Source organism: Bacillus vallismortis (assembly GCF_004116955.1).
In the GTDB taxonomy this organism is placed as follows: Bacteria; Bacillota; Bacilli; order Bacillales; family Bacillaceae; genus Bacillus; species Bacillus vallismortis.
Map to the genome: position 1 here is coordinate 3,412,501 of NZ_CP026362.1, position 14,930 is coordinate 3,427,430.

Here is a 14,930-nt window from a genome sequence, read left to right on the forward strand (position 1 = left end):
GCACTCATCGTTTACGGCGTGGACTACCAGGGTATCTAATCCTGTTCGCTCCCCACGCTTTCGCTCCTCAGCGTCAGTTACAGACCAGAGAGTCGCCTTCGCCACTGGTGTTCCTCCACATCTCTACGCATTTCACCGCTACACGTGGAATTCCACTCTCCTCTTCTGCACTCAAGTTCCCCAGTTTCCAATGACCCTCCCCGGTTGAGCCGGGGGCTTTCACATCAGACTTAAGAAACCGCCTGCGAGCCCTTTACGCCCAATAATTCCGGACAACGCTTGCCACCTACGTATTACCGCGGCTGCTGGCACGTAGTTAGCCGTGGCTTTCTGGTTAGGTACCGTCAAGGTGCCGCCCTATTTGAACGGCACTTGTTCTTCCCTAACAACAGAGCTTTACGATCCGAAAACCTTCATCACTCACGCGGCGTTGCTCCGTCAGACTTTCGTCCATTGCGGAAGATTCCCTACTGCTGCCTCCCGTAGGAGTCTGGGCCGTGTCTCAGTCCCAGTGTGGCCGATCACCCTCTCAGGTCGGCTACGCATCGTTGCCTTGGTAAGCCATTACCTCACCAACTAGCTAATGCGCCGCGGGTCCATCTGTAAGTGGTAGCCGAAGCCACCTTTTATGTTTGAACCATGCGGTTCAAACAAGCATCCGGTATTAGCCCCGGTTTCCCGGAGTTATCCCAGTCTTACAGGCAGGTTACCCACGTGTTACTCACCCGTCCGCCGCTAACATCAGGGAGCAAGCTCCCATCTGTCCGCTCGACTTGCATGTATTAGGCACGCCGCCAGCGTTCGTCCTGAGCCAGGATCAAACTCTCCGATAAAAGTTTGACTGACTACGCACATTGCTGTGCGATTTATAAAAAAATGAATTAACAGGTACGTTTTGTCTTGTTTAGTTTTCAAAGATCATTACTGCCGCTTAACGAAGCAGCTTTATTACTATAACATTCAGCTTCTTGTAAGTCAATAACTTTTTTCAAAGCATTTAATGAAGCTTTTAATTGTTGCCTGGCTTATCAGCGACGAATAATAATATATCACGGATATTATCAAAAGGTCAACACCTAATTTAGCTTTATACAAAGAGACATTTTGACGGTTATATTCAATCGGCCCTGCTCATAAGATGTAGTACAAGAATGATGGACAAGATAAGGAGGCATCTCAGTGAATCACTTCTATGTGTGGCACATTAAACGAGTGAAACAATTTATCATTATACTTATCGCCGCATTTGCAGCAGCCAGCTTTTTTTATATCCAAAGAGCTGTTCCGCTTCCCGTGTTTTCAACTGACACCGGACCTAAAGCCATTTATAAAGGAGAAACAGATTCGAAAGACGTTGCCCTTACTTTTGATATCAGCTGGGGTGATAAAAAAGCAGAACCTATACTTAATACTCTGAAAGCAAATGGAATTAGAAATGCGACGTTTTTTCTTTCCGCTTCCTGGGCTGAACGCCACCCCGACACAGTAGCGCGTATCGTAAAGGAAGGCCATCAAATAGGGAGCATGGGCTATGCTTATAAAAACTATGCCAATTTAGAGAGCAGCGAAATAAAAAAGGACATTAACCGTGCGCAAACTGCCTTTGAAAAGTTAGGGGTCAAAGACATACAGCTATTAAGACCCCCTACCGGACAGTTCAATAAGAATGTACTAACGGTCGCTAAGCAATACAATTATACGGTTGTTCATTATAGTATAAACTCTCAGGATTGGACTAATCCCGGGGTTGAAAAAATTATCGATAATGTGACCAAGCAGGTTTCCGGAGGAGACATTGTTCTTTTACACGCCTCCGACTCGGCAAAACAAACAGAAGAAGCGTTGCCTGATATCATCCATCAGCTAAAAGAAAAAGGGTTAAAAAATGTAACCGTAGGTGATCTCATTGCAAATTCTGATGCCAAATCCTCAGAGATAAAGTAATTACTTCGCTGCAAACCTCGGCAGCATCAGCAATTGGAAAGCATTACACGCCATTAACGGAAAAAGCATTAAATAAAGCCAGTCCTCATCATTTACTCTTAACGCAGGAAACCATTCTAATGCAGTAATCACAACCATTAAAAACAACGATGACACAAACGTTTTCTTAGAGGACTGCTTTTGCTTTATATAAGCTGTTACCACCCCAAAGATCAGTAAAAATATTGGTAACCACGCATAGCCAGCCAGCGATTCTCCGCTTTCTCCAAAAAATAAGAACCGCACATACATTAAATCAAAAGCTACAAACAAGATGAAAAACAACTGAAGCAAATTCCATAAGGATGATGATCTTAATATCTCAAGCGCAAACCGGTGAACTGTTAAAAACACGAAGAAACCCATTTGGCTAATCACACTAAAAATCATGCCTACCCCGACAAACCAAAACAAAACAGAAAAAATCTGCCCCGCTTCGAAGGCAAGAAACAGCCCCTTATATTCTCCCCACTTTAAAGCAAAACCCACAATACTCGTGATAACCGCTCCGACAGCTAATATAGAAAAGAAAAAACGAACCAAACCACGGCTTTTCATTTCTTTAATCAACCCCCTCAAAAATCGCATACCGCGATATTTTGTTATGTATAATTCCAAAGAGATGAATCATATTAAAAGTAAGACAAGTATGTGAAAGGAGCTTAAGCATGTCAAAAGCCAAAACGCTATTGATGAGCTGTTTTTTGTTATTATCTGTAACAGCTTGTGCTCCAAAAGACCAAGCAGCGGATATGGACTATGATCAGACCAAAAAAATGGTTGTTGATATATTAAAAACTGATGATGGAAAGAAAGCCATTAAGGAATTATTAAACGATGATGCGATGAATGAAGCACTGGTGATTGACCAAGATGCGATTAAAGGAACGATAGAAAAAACACTCACCTCTAAAAAGGGTGAAGAATTTTGGAAAAACATCTTTGAAGACACTGATTTTGCCGAAGGCTTTTCGAAAACCCTTCAGAAAGAGCATGAAAAAGTGATTAAAAAATTGATGAAGGACCCGGATTACCAGAAGATGTTGATGGACGTCATGCAGGATCCAGGCATGAATAAAAAGTACAGCCAATTGGCAAAAAGCCAAGAATTCCGCAGTTACTTAGAAGAGGTTATTAACGAAACGCTTTCTAGTCCGCTTTACAAAAAACAGTTCGAAGATGAGCTGAAAAAAGCAGCAAAAGAAACGGCTAAAGAAAGCGAATAAAGGGAAAGCCGGGATTCAGAATCCCGGTTCGCCTTTTTTTATACTTGCACTGACATTTTCGCATCTATTTTTTTAGCGATGTCCTGATATATTTCTCCTATAGGATGGCTTTTGTCATATACAGAAGGAGCAAATTGTTCCTTATCCCAATCAGGCTGTTTCAACGGGATTCTGCCAAGCAAAGGCACATTCAATTCCTCAGCTAGTTTATCTCCGCCGCCTTTACCAAAGACATACTCTCTTTCTCCTGTCTTAGCGCTTTCGTAATAAGCCATGTTCTCTATGACGCCAACGACTTCATGATCAGTTTTAATGGCCATAGAACCCGCTCTAGCCGCGACAAAAGCAGCTGTAGGATGCGGCGTTGATACGATGATTTCTTTGCAGCTCGGAAGCATTGTATGTACATCGAGAGCAACGTCCCCTGTTCCAGGCGGAAGATCAAGAACAATATAGTCTACTTCTCCCCACTCTACTTCATGGAAAAAGTTGTTCAGCATTTTGCCAAGCATTGGCCCTCTCCATACGACCGGAGCATTTTCTTCTACGAAGAAGCCCATCGACATCACCTTTACCCCGAAGCGTTCAACAGGAAGAAGTTTCTCTCCTTCAATAGTCGGACGCACAGTGATGCCCATCATATCAGGCACACTGAAGCCATAAATATCCGCATCAATTAAACCAACCTTTTTCCCAAGACGAGCAAGAGAAATAGCAAGGTTTACTGACACAGTTGACTTGCCTACGCCGCCCTTTCCGCTTGCTACAGCTAGAAAGACTGGCGGATTATCCATATTTAGCAATGTTTTTTTCTCAGCTGACGGCGCACGGAACTTAGCAATCGTTTCCTCAGGAAGCTCTTCAAATCGAAGGCCGACCGTCTCGGCGCCTGCCCCTTTTAAGACGTTTACGATCTCTTGCTGAATCTGCATTTGCTCTGCAGTCCCGGTCTTTGCAAGAGCGACTTTTACACTGATATGCCGTTTTTCAGGCTTTATTTTAATTTCCTTTACGGCATCCAATTCTCCCAGAGGTCTTTGAAGAAAAGGTTCGCGCATTTCACCGACTAGTTTTCTTACTTCATCTTCTCTTATCATCGAACCTCACCCTTTTGTGTATTCGTTTTCAGGCATTATTATATCATACATAAATAGCAGGTGTCTTATGCTTGAAACCATAAGAAAACCCTCCTTTACTCTGGAGGGTTTCCTTTTTCCGTGTAATATCGCAAAATGCCTTTATATATGGAAGATGCCACCTTGTCCTGATATTTCGATTTTCCGAGCAGCTTTGCTTCACTTGGATTAGATAAAAATCCGACTTCTATAAGTGCTCCGGGTTTGGTGACGTTTTGCATTAAGTAGACACCATGAATCCGCTTTGCTTTTCGGGTTGTGTTTTCCAGATTTCGTCTCAATTCATCCTGAATGTATTTTGCGACTTTTTCATTTTCTGCATATTTCCCGAAATAAAAGCTTTGGGCTCCGCTCCACTTTTGCGATGGAATCGCATTGAGATGAATGCTGATATAGAGTTCAGCCTCTGAATGGTTTATTAATTTGACTCGCTGTCTTAGGTCTTCCGCTTTTCGCCTGCTATAGCCCTTCGTTCCTTCTGGAGCGAGATCGACATCACTCTCCCTAGTCATGATGACAAGCGCCCCTTGTTGCTGAAGGTAGTCCCTGACTCTAAAGGCCACTTCAAGCGTTACATCTTTCTCTAACAGCTTTCCGCCGACTGCTCCTCCGTCAGGACCTCCATGACCGGGGTCCAGATAAATAATTTTCCCGCTCAGAGGCAGACTCCACGGCTTCCATGAATCGTTATTGCTGAACTGATACTTGAATAGAAATAGTAAAACGATGAAGCCTAGCAAAAAACCGAGCCATTTAAGCTTTTTCCTCATGCCTTCCCCTCCCGCTTGTCCGTTACTACATAACTATGGGACAGGGCCGGGAATTATGATTATCGCATGCGAAGCTTACACTGTTTTTCTCTTTGGACAACTCCCTGTGTCCACCAGTCTTTAATGAACTTTCGCGCTGCTTCATAAACCGTATTTTTATCAAAAGTTGCGTATTGCTCGTGTATCCAATTATAGAGATAATCAAAAAACTCCATACGCAGCTCTTCTTCTTCACTTGCTGAGCGGGCACTGATGCTCTGCATGGATTCTCCGTAGTAGCCGAAAATCCCAAAACGCCCACCCAACAAATAAGCTTCTATCGCAAAATCAATACAGCCTTCGCTGATAATATCTCTTTCATCATGTAAAAATGGGAATAATGGTTCCAAACAGTCCTTAACAGACAGAATAATTTGTCTCAGAGAGAGTTCTTTGAGCAAGTTCTTTTCTAATTCATAATCCTTTTGGCGTTTCACATCCATAAAAGACAGTACCTCTGCCATACAAATTCACTCTCCTTTTACCGGTTATTTTGAGGTTTCAATCGTGATACCATGCCCGAATTCGGTTGGAAATTCGCCCAAATGAAGGTGCAGGGATTGATAAAAGGAAGAGGATTTAGCAGCTTTCCGCAGGTGAGGGAACGAACGTTCTGCCAATAAGCATTATAAAAGCAGCCCCTCTAACAGGTCGCTGCTTTTCATACTTTCACACTTCTTGTTGCAGAATATGTATGAATATACTGGTCCAATACAAAACCGCCTTTATCTTCATAAAAACCAGTGACAATAAAACCGGCATCAATTTGGCCCTTGATTTGGTCTTCTAACGAATGGCCGAATTCTAGAGCTTCATTATTCTCAATCAGTTTTTTTACTTTATGTTTTGGAAGATCTTCTGAGTCGGCATATGGAATAGAGTGTTTTACTTTCAAAATACCTTGCTGTTCTAACTCTACATCAAACAGAAATACGACAGGATTGACAAAACCTGAGATTAGAGTGCCGTTTCTTTTTAGCACACGGTGCGCTTCTTTCCAGACCGGGAGGACATTCTCAACAAAAACATTGGCAACAGGATGTACAATGACATCGAATGATTCATCCTGAAATTGACTGAGGTCGTCCATACTTCCTTTGACAGTATGTATCCTAAGATCATCACGCTCAGCAACTATTCTATCCTGATCCAACTGCTTTTCCGAGTTATCTAATACAGTGACATCCGCTCCTGCGGCTGCCAAAATCGGGCCCTGCTGGCCGCCACCTGATGCTAAACAGAGCACTTTCAGCCCATTGACAGGGGGAAACCAATCTCTCGGTACATCTTTCATTGGTGTTACCCTTATATCCCAATTGCCTTTTTTCGCTTGTTCAATGACATGCTGCTCAACAGCAACAGTCCATTCATTACCTGTTTCTACTTTTTGATCCCAGGCTTTGCTATTATGATCTACTAACGCATTCATGAATCGTTCTCCTTACTTTAATGTATAGAGTATAACAAATATTTCTAGATTGATATCGCTTTCCCTTTGCATATTTAGAAAAAAGTTCATAAAAACGCAAAAAAACCACAAAGGAGATGTGATTTTTTTGGCTAGTGACTATCATATCATTTTTTTGAATCATATAAGTGGCAAAATACTTGATGCTGCTCAGACATATTGCTTAGCATTGGCATCTCTGTTTTGCATTGATCCATGACAGCAGGGCATCTGGTATGAAACGGACAGCCGGCCGGCGGATTCGAAGGACTAGGCAAATCACCTTTAAGCTCAATGCGTTCCTTTCTGCGATGCGGGTCAGGGATCGGGACAGCTGAAAGCAGCGCTTTTGTATACGGATGCTTCGGATTCTGTATAATTGAATCGCGATCTCCAACTTCAACCAGTTTCCCAAGATACATCACACCAATACGGTCGCTTATAAAATCAACAACACTTAAATCATGTGCTATAAACAAATAAGTTAAACCAAATTCCTTCTGCAGGTCTTTCATCAAATTCAGTATCTGCGACTGAATCGATACATCGAGTGCGGAAACAGCCTCATCTGCAATAATCAGCTTCGGATTTACAGCCAGAGCCCGGGCGATGCCGATTCTTTGCCTTTGCCCGCCGCTGAATTCATGCGGAAAACGACTGCCGTGCTGACGGGACAGCCCCACGGTATCCAAAAGTTGATGCACTTTTCTTTCACGTTCAGAAGAAGTCATAAGTCCATGAACAATCAACGGTTCTTCAATGATTTCTTTCACTCTCATTCTGGGATTTAATGAGGCATAAGGATCTTGAAATACCATTTGAAAGTCTTTTCGCAAATTACGAACGTCTTTCTCATTCATTTTCGTAATATCCTGTCCGTTAAACAGAATACTGCCTTCTGTAGGCTCCAGCAGCTTCATCAACATCCGTCCGGTTGTTGACTTTCCGCATCCGCTCTCTCCGACAAGGCCGAAAGTTTCTCCGCGATTAATTGTAAATGAGATATCATCCACCGCTCTCACGGGCTTTGATTTTTTAAAAAGGCCCGATGAATCAGAAAAGATTTTTTTCAAATGTTTCACTTCAACTAAAGGCTCATGATTCATATGCTGGCTCCTCCTTTCCCTCATTTTCATTCAGCCAGCATCGGCTTGTTCTTCCTTCCCCCACGTTTAGCAATGGCGGCTCTTTTTTCAGGCATTTATCAAAGACAAACGGACAACGTGATGCAAATTTGCATCCGGACGGCCAATCCTCTGCCATCGGAACATTGCCTTGGATAGAATGCAACCGTTCCTGCCGCTTTCCGATTCGAGGAATGGATTCCAGCAGCCCTTTTGTATACGGATGCTTTGGATCATCAAACAGATCATAAACCGAACCTTGTTCTACAATTCTCCCTGCATACATTACGGCCACTCGGTCACACGTTTCAGCGATGACGCCAAGATCATGTGTAATCAACAATATCGATGTGCCGTGTTTCTCCTGCATATCTTTCATGACATCTAGTATTTGGGCTTGAATCGTTACATCAAGCGCTGTTGTAGGTTCATCGGCAATTAATAATTTAGGCGAACAAGACATGGCCATGGCGATCATGACGCGCTGTCTCATTCCTCCGGACAACTGGTGAGGGTACTGCTGTAAAATTTCATCAGCCCTTGAAATACCGACTTGTGTCAACATTGAAACTGCATGTTGATCCGCCTTTTTGCGTGAATAGTTGAGGTGCTTTTTAATCGCCTCTCTTAGCTGATTCCCTATCGTTAGAACAGGATTTAATGAAGTCATCGGCTCTTGGAATATCATGGCGATCTCATTTCCCCTCAGTTCCCGAATTTCTTTTTCTGAGAGAGCTAAGAGGTCTCTGCCGTCAAAATGAATTGATCCGCCAACGATCTTTCCCGGTGTGTCTTTTAACAGTTTCATAATGGATAAAGAGGTGACGCTTTTTCCGCTCCCGGATTCCCCTACAATACCCAAAATTTCACTTTCATTTATCGTAAAATCAACTCCGTCCACTGCAGGAATTTCCTTACCGTTTACAAAAAAGCTCGTCCGTAGCTGATTGACGTTTAATATCGGTTTCATTCTTTTACCTCCTAATCCTTTATCTTAGGATCAAGCGCGTCCCGGAGTCCGTCACCAAGCAGATTAAAAGCTAAAACGGTGAGAAAGATTGCAAGTCCCGGAAAAATCGTCACATGCGGAGCTGTGTTTAAGTAGTTATGCCCATCACTCAGCATAGCGCCCCATTCAGGAGTAGAGGGATCTGCTCCTAATCCTAAAAAACTAAGTCCTGCCGCTATTAAAATAGCGGAACCGATTCTCATTGTGAAATACACGATAATCGTTGAGAACGTACCCGGTAAAATGTGTTTTAGAATAATGCGTGTATCTTTAGCACCTGTTGATTTTGCCGCTTCCACATACAGGCTTGATTTCATCTCCAGCACACTGCTTCGAACAATCCGCGCAAATACAGGCACGCTGAATATAGCAACTGCAAAGACTACATTCATTAAACCTGTTCCTAGGATTGCGATAATCCCAATGGCCAGCAGCATCCCCGGAAAAGCTAATAAAATATCGCAAAATCTCATAATCAAACTATCAATCCATTTACCAAAATAACCGCTTATAACGCCAAGTGCACTTCCGGCTAAAGCTCCCAAAAAAACAGAAGACAAACCAACAAATAACGAAATTCTGGCTCCTACTAAGATTCTGCTGAAGATATCCCTTCCGTATGCGTCAGTTCCCGCCAAATGAGCCGCTGAAGGCTTTAAAAATAATTGGCCGTAATCGACTTTTGCAGGGTCATATGGCACAAGGTACTGGCCGAATAATGCGACAAAAAATAATAGGAAAAGAAATACAGCCGATATCATTGATACCTTTTGCTTCTTAAAAGAAATCCAAAAATCGTGGAACCTGCTGCTTTTTGCCGGCTTCTCAACATGCTTTATCTCCATTTGTGATCCTCCTTCCTATGATCCGTAGCGTACTTTCGGATTCAGCCAGCCATATAACAAATCAACGATTAAATTAATGAGTAGAAATTCAAAAGAAAATAATAAAAGTTCAGCTTGTATAACGGGATAATCCCTTGACACAATTGAATTAATTAATAGACGCCCCAATCCAGGCCAGCTGAATAACGTTTCTGTAATGATTGATCCGCTCAGCATAAACCCGAACTGTAATCCAGTCATCGTGACAACCGGAATCATTGCATTTCTGAAGGCATGCTTCATAAGAACCGTATATTCATGCAGGCCTTTGGCTCTGCTCGTCCGGATATAATCATTCTTTAACACATCCATGACTGCGGATCTTGTAAAGCGGGCAATTATAGCTGCGACTCCTGCTCCTAGCGTAATAGAAGGGAGAATATAATGTTTCCAGGAGTCCATTCCCCCTGTAGGAAGCCAGCCTAACTGAACGGAAAACAACTGCATAAGCATAAGCCCCAGCCAGAAAGAAGGAATAGATATCGCAGAAACCGCAAAAATCATTGTCGCATGATCCTGCCACTTGTTTCTTTTGACAGCTGAAACTAAGCCGATCGGAATTCCGAATAGCAATGACCAAAACATGCTGACAACTGTCAGCCAAAATGTCGGCATAAACCGCTCAGACAGCATCTCTGCCACAGGTCTTCCTGCCTGAATAGAGGTTCCTAGATCTCCTTGAAAGAGATTGGACATATATGAGATGTATTGTTGATATAAAGGCTGATCTAAGCCATATTTCTCTCTAACTAATTTGATTTCATCAATTGTTGCATCACTGCCTGCGATTAACCGGGCAGGGTCTCCGGGAATCATATGCACGAACATAAAGACAATAACAGTAATAATGAACAAGAGAGGAATCATCAGTAATAAACGTTTGATTGAGTACTTTATCATTAGGCGCCCTCCTTGACTTCAATAAAAGGAGGCTGACCCATATGAGTCTGCCTCCGGAACACGCTGGATGGGCGTCACCCAAGCGCCAGCATTATTTTTTTTCTGCCCCGCGAACATCCATCACACCTGATGGCTGCATTACCACTCCATCGACACTTTCTTTTTTCGCATAAATTAAATCTGGTACAGCAAGGAAAACCCATGGCGCATCTTCCCAAATCTGTTGCTGTGCCTTTCCATATAATTCTTTGCGTTTCGCCGTGTCAGAAGTTTGTAACGCTTGGTTCAGAAGACTGTTTACAGTATCACTTTGGTAGTAAGACGTGTTATAAGAATTCGGCGGGAATGCTTCTTCTCCGCCAAAGACTGGGCGAAGACCCCAGTCGGCATCACCGGTAGACGGAGACCATCCGCCATTATAAAGCTCTAGATCAGCATCTTTCGCATTTGTAACGCCCCAGATTTTATCCCCGATTGTACCGCTTTCCATAGGAACTGTTTTTAATGTAATCCCTACTTTATCAAGCTGCTGTTTATAAAATTCCATCATTTTAACCTTATCAGAGCTGTTTCCGCCCCAGATTGTTGCCTCAAACCCATTTGGATAACCCGCTTCTTTTAAAAGCTGCTTTGCTTTTTTGATGTTATATTCGTATGGTGTTTGTTCAGCGTAAAACTGTGTATCAGGTGCAATAGATGACTTCGTTTCAGAAGCATATCCGTTATATACAACTTTTAGGAAAGCTTCTTTATCAATTGCATAGTTAATAGCCTGGCGGACTTTCACATCATTAAAAGGCTTTTTCATTGTATTCATTGAAAAGTACTTCACAATTAAAGACGGCTTTGTAACCAATGATAGTCCGTCGGTGTTCTCAATCGTTTTTGTATCTGTCGGTGGTACCGGATAGATGAAATCAGCTTCTCCCGTTTGAAGCATCGCAATTCGTGCCCCATTTTCAGGAACAGGCTTAAAGACCATGTTATGTACCTTTGGAAGGTCCTTGTTCCAGTAATCTTTATTGGCAGTTAATTTAAGATATTCGCCGTGCTGCCATTTTTCAAACGTAAACGGTCCTGTTCCGACCGGGTGCTGTGATACTTTATCGCCATATTTTTTAATCGCATCAGGACTGATCATCATAGCTGCCGGATGGGCAAAGTTGTTGATCATGGCCGCAAATGGCTTACTTAAAGTTACACGCACTGTATGATCATCTATTACTTTCGTTTCTTTTACTAGCTCAAATAAACTATGTCGTTTTAGCTTGGAGTCAGGATCAGCAAGACGGTCAATGTTCGTTTTCACCGCTTCGGCATTAAAGGCCGTTCCGTCTTGGAACTTGACTCCTTCCTTCAGTTTGAACGTGAACTCAGTCGAATCTTTGTTTACCTCATAGCTTTCGGCTAGGACGGGGATGACTTTGTTATCCTTATCAAAGCCTAAAAGGCCTTCCATAATAGCTGATTCAGCCGTATAAGAGGCATTATCGTTTGTATCATGAGGATCAAGCGTTGTCACATCACTTTCTAAAGCAACCGTGAATGTATCACGAGATGAGCCCTTACTCTCTGAAGCTTTATCATTTTTATCGTTGTTGCCGCACGCCGCTAAGAAAATACTGGCTATGAGCACAAATGATAAGCTGAATATAAACCGCTTTTTCACTTTAAACCCCCCATATAAAATTGTTAAAATTTAAACTAATTGAACAATAGTGTATACTACAAGAGAAGCGTGAGATTGTCAATAATGCTGATCAGTTTAATAAGCTTTATGGCAATCTGCAGTAGAGTCAGTTGGAAGGAATGATTATAGATGAAACCTGTTATCGGCATATCAGGAAGTATCATCATTGATCAAGGCGGGCGTTTCCCAGGTTACAAGCGCGCCTATGTGAATGATACATACGTTCAATCTGTTTTAGATGCGGGAGGCGTCCCTTTTATCGTGCCTGTTATAAATGATGAAGAAACGATCGATCAGATGATACAGCAAATAGATGGGCTTGTGATGTCAGGAGGACATGATGTTAATCCCCTCCTGTATGGTGAGGAGCCTCTGGCTAAGCAAGGTTCAGTTTTTCCCGAGCGAGATGAATTTGATCAATTACTAATAAAAAAAGCCATTGCTGCCGGCAAACCCGTATTTGCCATTTGCAGAGGATTACAAATCTTAAATGTCGCGTTTGGCGGCTCTATTTACCAGGATCTATCTTATATTGAGAATGCCTCTATTAAACATGATCAGTACAATAATACCGAGGTACCCACTCATACCATTGATATTGAACCGGGTACGCACCTTCATTCTGTATTTGGAGATACTGCGCTGGTCAATTCGTTCCATCACCAAGCGATTAAAGATGTGGCTCCTGGGTTTCTCATATCTGCACGGGCAAGGGATGAAGTCATTGAAGCAATCGAAATGGAGAGCAGCACATTTGTGCTTGGGGTTCAGTGGCATCCAGAGATGTTGACAAAAGGGTATCCGCTCATGCTGAAGCTATTCGAAACTTTAGTGGAGAAAGCCGAGCAGCAAAAAGCAGCCGTTTTATAAAGCAAAAAGCAGAAGCACTCATACAGGCTTCTGCTTTTTTGAACATATAAAAAAGCTCCCAACGCAAGGTTGAGAGCTTTGAAAACGTAAAATTAACGTTTTGAGAACTGAGGTGCACGACGAGCGCCTTTAAGACCGTATTTTTTACGTTCTTTCATACGAGCGTCACGAGTCAGAAGACCTGCACGTTTAAGTGTTGCACGGTATTCTGGATCTGCTTCAAGCAAAGCACGAGCGATACCATGACGGATTGCTCCAGCTTGACCAGATAAGCCGCCTCCATGTACGTTTACTAAAACATCATAAGTACCAGCTGTTTCAGTCAAAGTTAATGGTTGTTTAATATCTTCGATTAGAGCTGGAGATGGGATGTGCTCGCTGATTTCACGATTATTAACGACGATACGACCTTCTCCTGGAACTAAGCGCACACGCGCTACAGAACTTTTACGACGGCCAGTACCGTAATATTGAACCTGTGCCAAATTGGTAACCTCCTTTTTAATTAACCGCGAAGTTCGTAAACTTCAGGTTTTTGTGCTTCATGTGGATGCTCAGAACCACGGTATACGTTCAATTTTTTGAACATTTGACGACCTAGAGAACCTTTTGGAAGCATGCCTTTGATAGCAAGCTCAAGCATTTTCTCAGGGTAGTTTGTACGCATTTCAAGAGCAGTTCTTGATTTTAATCCGCCTGGATGTTGAGTGTGACGGTAGTAGATTTTGTCAGTTAACTTTTTACCAGTTAACTCGATTTTTTCAGCGTTGATGATGATCACATGATCTCCTGTATCAACGTGCGGTGTATAAGTTGGTTTGTGTTTCCCGCGAAGGATAGATGCAACTTCTGTAGAAAGACGTCCTAGAGTCTTGCCAGCAGCATCAACAACTAACCACTTGCGTTCAATAGTACTTGCGTTAGCCATAGGTGTTGTACGCATTGAATTTCCCTCCTAAATGATCTGTCATTTTCAATAAACTTCGATTACGTTCTATTTCACAACACAATAAGTTCCGGGGCTTATCGTGGGGTTGAAATACATACCATATGATATCTTATAACTTTATGCAGACTCTGTCAAGAAAATATTACACACCTGGTTTAGTTGTCATAGCAAACGTTCCATAAATATAGCCCGTGCCCCGGCGCTGTGCGCCCTGCCGCTTCGCGATCCTTCGCTTCCAGCATAGATTTCACATCATCGGGAGAAATTTTACCAATACCTGCATCAAGCAAAGTACCCGCTATAATTCTAACCATATTATATAAGAAACCACTGCCTATGATCCGCATTTGCAGGCCGTCATTCGTCTCAGTCCAATCAAGTTCGTAAATCGTCCTTACCTTGTCCTGTACTTCTGTTTTCACCGCGCAAAAGCTCGTAAAATCATGTGTCCCTAAAAGATGCGTTGCCGCTTCTTTCATGTTCTGCACATTAAGGTGATATGAAAAATGGTAAGCGTAATGCCGTTTAAATACGTCCGGGTGTTTCTCCGTGTAAACAAAGTAGCGATATTCTTTTTTCACTGCGCTAAATCGTGCATGGAACCCATCATCCGCAATTTCTGCCTGTTTGACTGCGATGTCGTCCGGAAGCAGTGCATTTAAGGCATACGGCCATCTCTCTGCCGGGATAGACAGTGGTGTATCAAAATGGATCACCTGTCCGGCTGCGTGAACCCCGCTGTCTGTTCTTCCTGACGAAACGACCGGAATTCTTTCTTTCGACTTATGCAGGACAGCCAAAGCCTTCTCCAGTTCGTTTTGAACCGTTCGTTTGCCTGGCTGAACCTGATAACCATAAAACAAATGTCCGTCATAAGAAATCGTGCATTTCATTCTCATACCA

At 42.7% G+C, this 14,930-nt stretch carries 16 protein-coding genes and 1 rRNA gene (1 of these 17 running past the window's edge); 3 read left to right on the plus strand and 14 right to left on the minus strand.

The features are described from left to right. Nucleotides 1-833 (minus strand): 16S ribosomal RNA (locus tag BV11031_RS17990); it reaches 717 nt to the left of the window's first position. Nucleotides 834-1,179: 346 nt separating this feature from the next. Between BV11031_RS17990 and pdaB the strand changes: the two genes are divergently transcribed. Further along, nucleotides 1,180-1,944 (plus strand): polysaccharide deacetylase family sporulation protein PdaB, encoded by a 765-nt coding sequence (gene pdaB / locus BV11031_RS17995; RefSeq protein ID WP_129550798.1) that lies wholly within the window; start codon nt 1,180-1,182, stop codon nt 1,942-1,944. On the opposite strand, the gene kbaA is transcribed toward pdaB, so the two are convergent. Beyond that, complete coding sequence (gene kbaA, locus BV11031_RS18000; RefSeq protein ID WP_121641726.1) at nt 1,945-2,541, minus strand: KinB-signaling pathway activation protein; 597 nt, start codon at nt 2,539-2,541, stop codon at nt 1,945-1,947. Between the two features lie 110 nt (nt 2,542-2,651). Here kbaA and gerD point away from each other — a divergent pair, with 110 nt between their 5' ends. Then, nucleotides 2,652-3,209, plus strand: coding sequence for a spore germination lipoprotein GerD (gene gerD / locus BV11031_RS18005; RefSeq protein WP_100739315.1), 558 nt, complete (start codon nt 2,652-2,654; stop codon nt 3,207-3,209). A gap of 38 nt (nt 3,210-3,247) precedes the next feature. Here the strand turns inward: gerD and salA are convergent, their stop codons facing one another. From salA to BV11031_RS18050, 9 genes are all read right to left on the minus strand, one after another. After that, the gene (salA, locus tag BV11031_RS18010) at nt 3,248-4,306 is read right to left on the minus strand and encodes an iron-sulfur carrier protein/transcriptional regulator SalA (RefSeq protein ID WP_039076414.1); all 1,059 of its coding nucleotides are present in this window, start codon (nt 4,304-4,306) and stop codon (nt 3,248-3,250) included. 95 nt (nt 4,307-4,401) lie between these two features. Further along, nucleotides 4,402-5,115: an N-acetylmuramoyl-L-alanine amidase CwlD gene (gene cwlD, locus BV11031_RS18015; RefSeq protein ID WP_121641725.1), complete on the minus strand. Its 714-nt coding sequence runs from the start codon at nt 5,113-5,115 to the stop codon at nt 4,402-4,404. A 59-nt stretch (nt 5,116-5,174) separates the two neighbouring features. Next, a complete protein-coding gene (locus tag BV11031_RS18020) occupies nt 5,175-5,618 on the minus strand; it encodes a YbaK family protein (RefSeq protein WP_121641724.1) in 444 nt (147 codons plus the stop codon). Between the two features lie 197 nt (nt 5,619-5,815). Continuing rightward, nucleotides 5,816-6,583 (minus strand): class I SAM-dependent methyltransferase, encoded by a 768-nt coding sequence (locus BV11031_RS18025; RefSeq protein WP_121641723.1) that lies wholly within the window; start codon nt 6,581-6,583, stop codon nt 5,816-5,818. A 146-nt stretch (nt 6,584-6,729) separates the two neighbouring features. Beyond that, entirely contained in the window at nt 6,730-7,707 is a 978-nt protein-coding gene (locus BV11031_RS18030; RefSeq protein ID WP_121641722.1) for an ABC transporter ATP-binding protein, read from the minus strand. Continuing rightward, on the minus strand, nt 7,697-8,695 hold the full coding sequence (locus tag BV11031_RS18035) for an ABC transporter ATP-binding protein (protein ID WP_121641721.1): 999 nt from the start codon (nt 8,693-8,695) through the stop codon (nt 7,697-7,699). The genes BV11031_RS18030 and BV11031_RS18035 overlap by 11 nt, the downstream gene beginning before the upstream one ends. An 11-nt stretch (nt 8,696-8,706) precedes the next feature. Further along, a complete protein-coding gene (locus BV11031_RS18040) occupies nt 8,707-9,579 on the minus strand; it encodes an ABC transporter permease subunit (protein WP_121641720.1) in 873 nt (290 codons plus the stop codon). 15 nt (nt 9,580-9,594) lie between these two features. Then, nucleotides 9,595-10,518, minus strand: coding sequence for a glutathione ABC transporter permease GsiC (gsiC, locus tag BV11031_RS18045; protein WP_039076407.1), 924 nt, complete (start codon nt 10,516-10,518; stop codon nt 9,595-9,597). Nucleotides 10,519-10,609: 91 nt separating this feature from the next. Continuing rightward, on the minus strand, nt 10,610-12,187 hold the full coding sequence (locus BV11031_RS18050) for a glutathione ABC transporter substrate-binding protein (RefSeq protein ID WP_129550799.1): 1,578 nt from the start codon (nt 12,185-12,187) through the stop codon (nt 10,610-10,612). A 150-nt stretch (nt 12,188-12,337) separates the two neighbouring features. On the opposite strand from BV11031_RS18050, the gene BV11031_RS18055 reads away from it, so the two are divergent. Continuing rightward, nucleotides 12,338-13,078 (plus strand): gamma-glutamyl-gamma-aminobutyrate hydrolase family protein, encoded by a 741-nt coding sequence (locus tag BV11031_RS18055; protein WP_129550800.1) that lies wholly within the window; start codon nt 12,338-12,340, stop codon nt 13,076-13,078. A gap of 92 nt (nt 13,079-13,170) precedes the next feature. On the opposite strand, the gene rpsI is transcribed toward BV11031_RS18055, so the two are convergent. From rpsI to truA, 3 genes are all read right to left on the minus strand, one after another. Continuing rightward, the gene (gene rpsI / locus BV11031_RS18060) at nt 13,171-13,563 is read right to left on the minus strand and encodes a 30S ribosomal protein S9 (protein ID WP_003225846.1); all 393 of its coding nucleotides are present in this window, start codon (nt 13,561-13,563) and stop codon (nt 13,171-13,173) included. A 20-nt stretch (nt 13,564-13,583) separates the two neighbouring features. Next, a complete protein-coding gene (rplM, locus tag BV11031_RS18065; RefSeq protein ID WP_003225844.1) occupies nt 13,584-14,021 on the minus strand; it encodes a 50S ribosomal protein L13 in 438 nt (145 codons plus the stop codon). A gap of 161 nt (nt 14,022-14,182) precedes the next feature. After that, a complete protein-coding gene (gene truA, locus BV11031_RS18070; RefSeq protein WP_100739324.1) occupies nt 14,183-14,926 on the minus strand; it encodes a tRNA pseudouridine(38-40) synthase TruA in 744 nt (247 codons plus the stop codon). Nucleotides 14,927-14,930: the final 4 nt, after the last annotated feature.

Excerpts from the sequence above, each read along its gene's own strand:
- kbaA (WP_121641726.1), bottom strand. The coding sequence starts at position 2,541 with ATGAAAAGCCGTGGTTTGGTTCGTTTTTTCTTTTCTATATTAGCTGTC.
- gerD (WP_100739315.1), top strand. The coding sequence starts at position 2,652 with ATGTCAAAAGCCAAAACGCTATTGATGAGCTGTTTTTTGTTATTATCT.
- salA (WP_039076414.1), bottom strand. The coding sequence starts at position 4,306 with ATGATAAGAGAAGATGAAGTAAGAAAACTAGTCGGTGAAATGCGCGAA.
- cwlD (WP_121641725.1), bottom strand. The coding sequence starts at position 5,115 with ATGAGGAAAAAGCTTAAATGGCTCGGTTTTTTGCTAGGCTTCATCGTT.
- BV11031_RS18020 (WP_121641724.1), bottom strand. The coding sequence starts at position 5,618 with ATGGCAGAGGTACTGTCTTTTATGGATGTGAAACGCCAAAAGGATTAT.
- BV11031_RS18025 (WP_121641723.1), bottom strand. The coding sequence starts at position 6,583 with ATGAATGCGTTAGTAGATCATAATAGCAAAGCCTGGGATCAAAAAGTA.
- BV11031_RS18030 (WP_121641722.1), bottom strand. The coding sequence starts at position 7,707 with ATGAATCATGAGCCTTTAGTTGAAGTGAAACATTTGAAAAAAATCTTT.
- BV11031_RS18035 (WP_121641721.1), bottom strand. The coding sequence starts at position 8,695 with ATGAAACCGATATTAAACGTCAATCAGCTACGGACGAGCTTTTTTGTA.
- BV11031_RS18040 (WP_121641720.1), bottom strand. The coding sequence starts at position 9,579 with ATGGAGATAAAGCATGTTGAGAAGCCGGCAAAAAGCAGCAGGTTCCAC.
- gsiC (WP_039076407.1), bottom strand. The coding sequence starts at position 10,518 with ATGATAAAGTACTCAATCAAACGTTTATTACTGATGATTCCTCTCTTG.
- BV11031_RS18055 (WP_129550800.1), top strand. The coding sequence starts at position 12,338 with ATGAAACCTGTTATCGGCATATCAGGAAGTATCATCATTGATCAAGGC.
- rplM (WP_003225844.1), bottom strand. The coding sequence starts at position 14,021 with ATGCGTACAACACCTATGGCTAACGCAAGTACTATTGAACGCAAGTGG.
- truA (WP_100739324.1), bottom strand. The coding sequence starts at position 14,926 with ATGAGAATGAAATGCACGATTTCTTATGACGGACATTTGTTTTATGGT.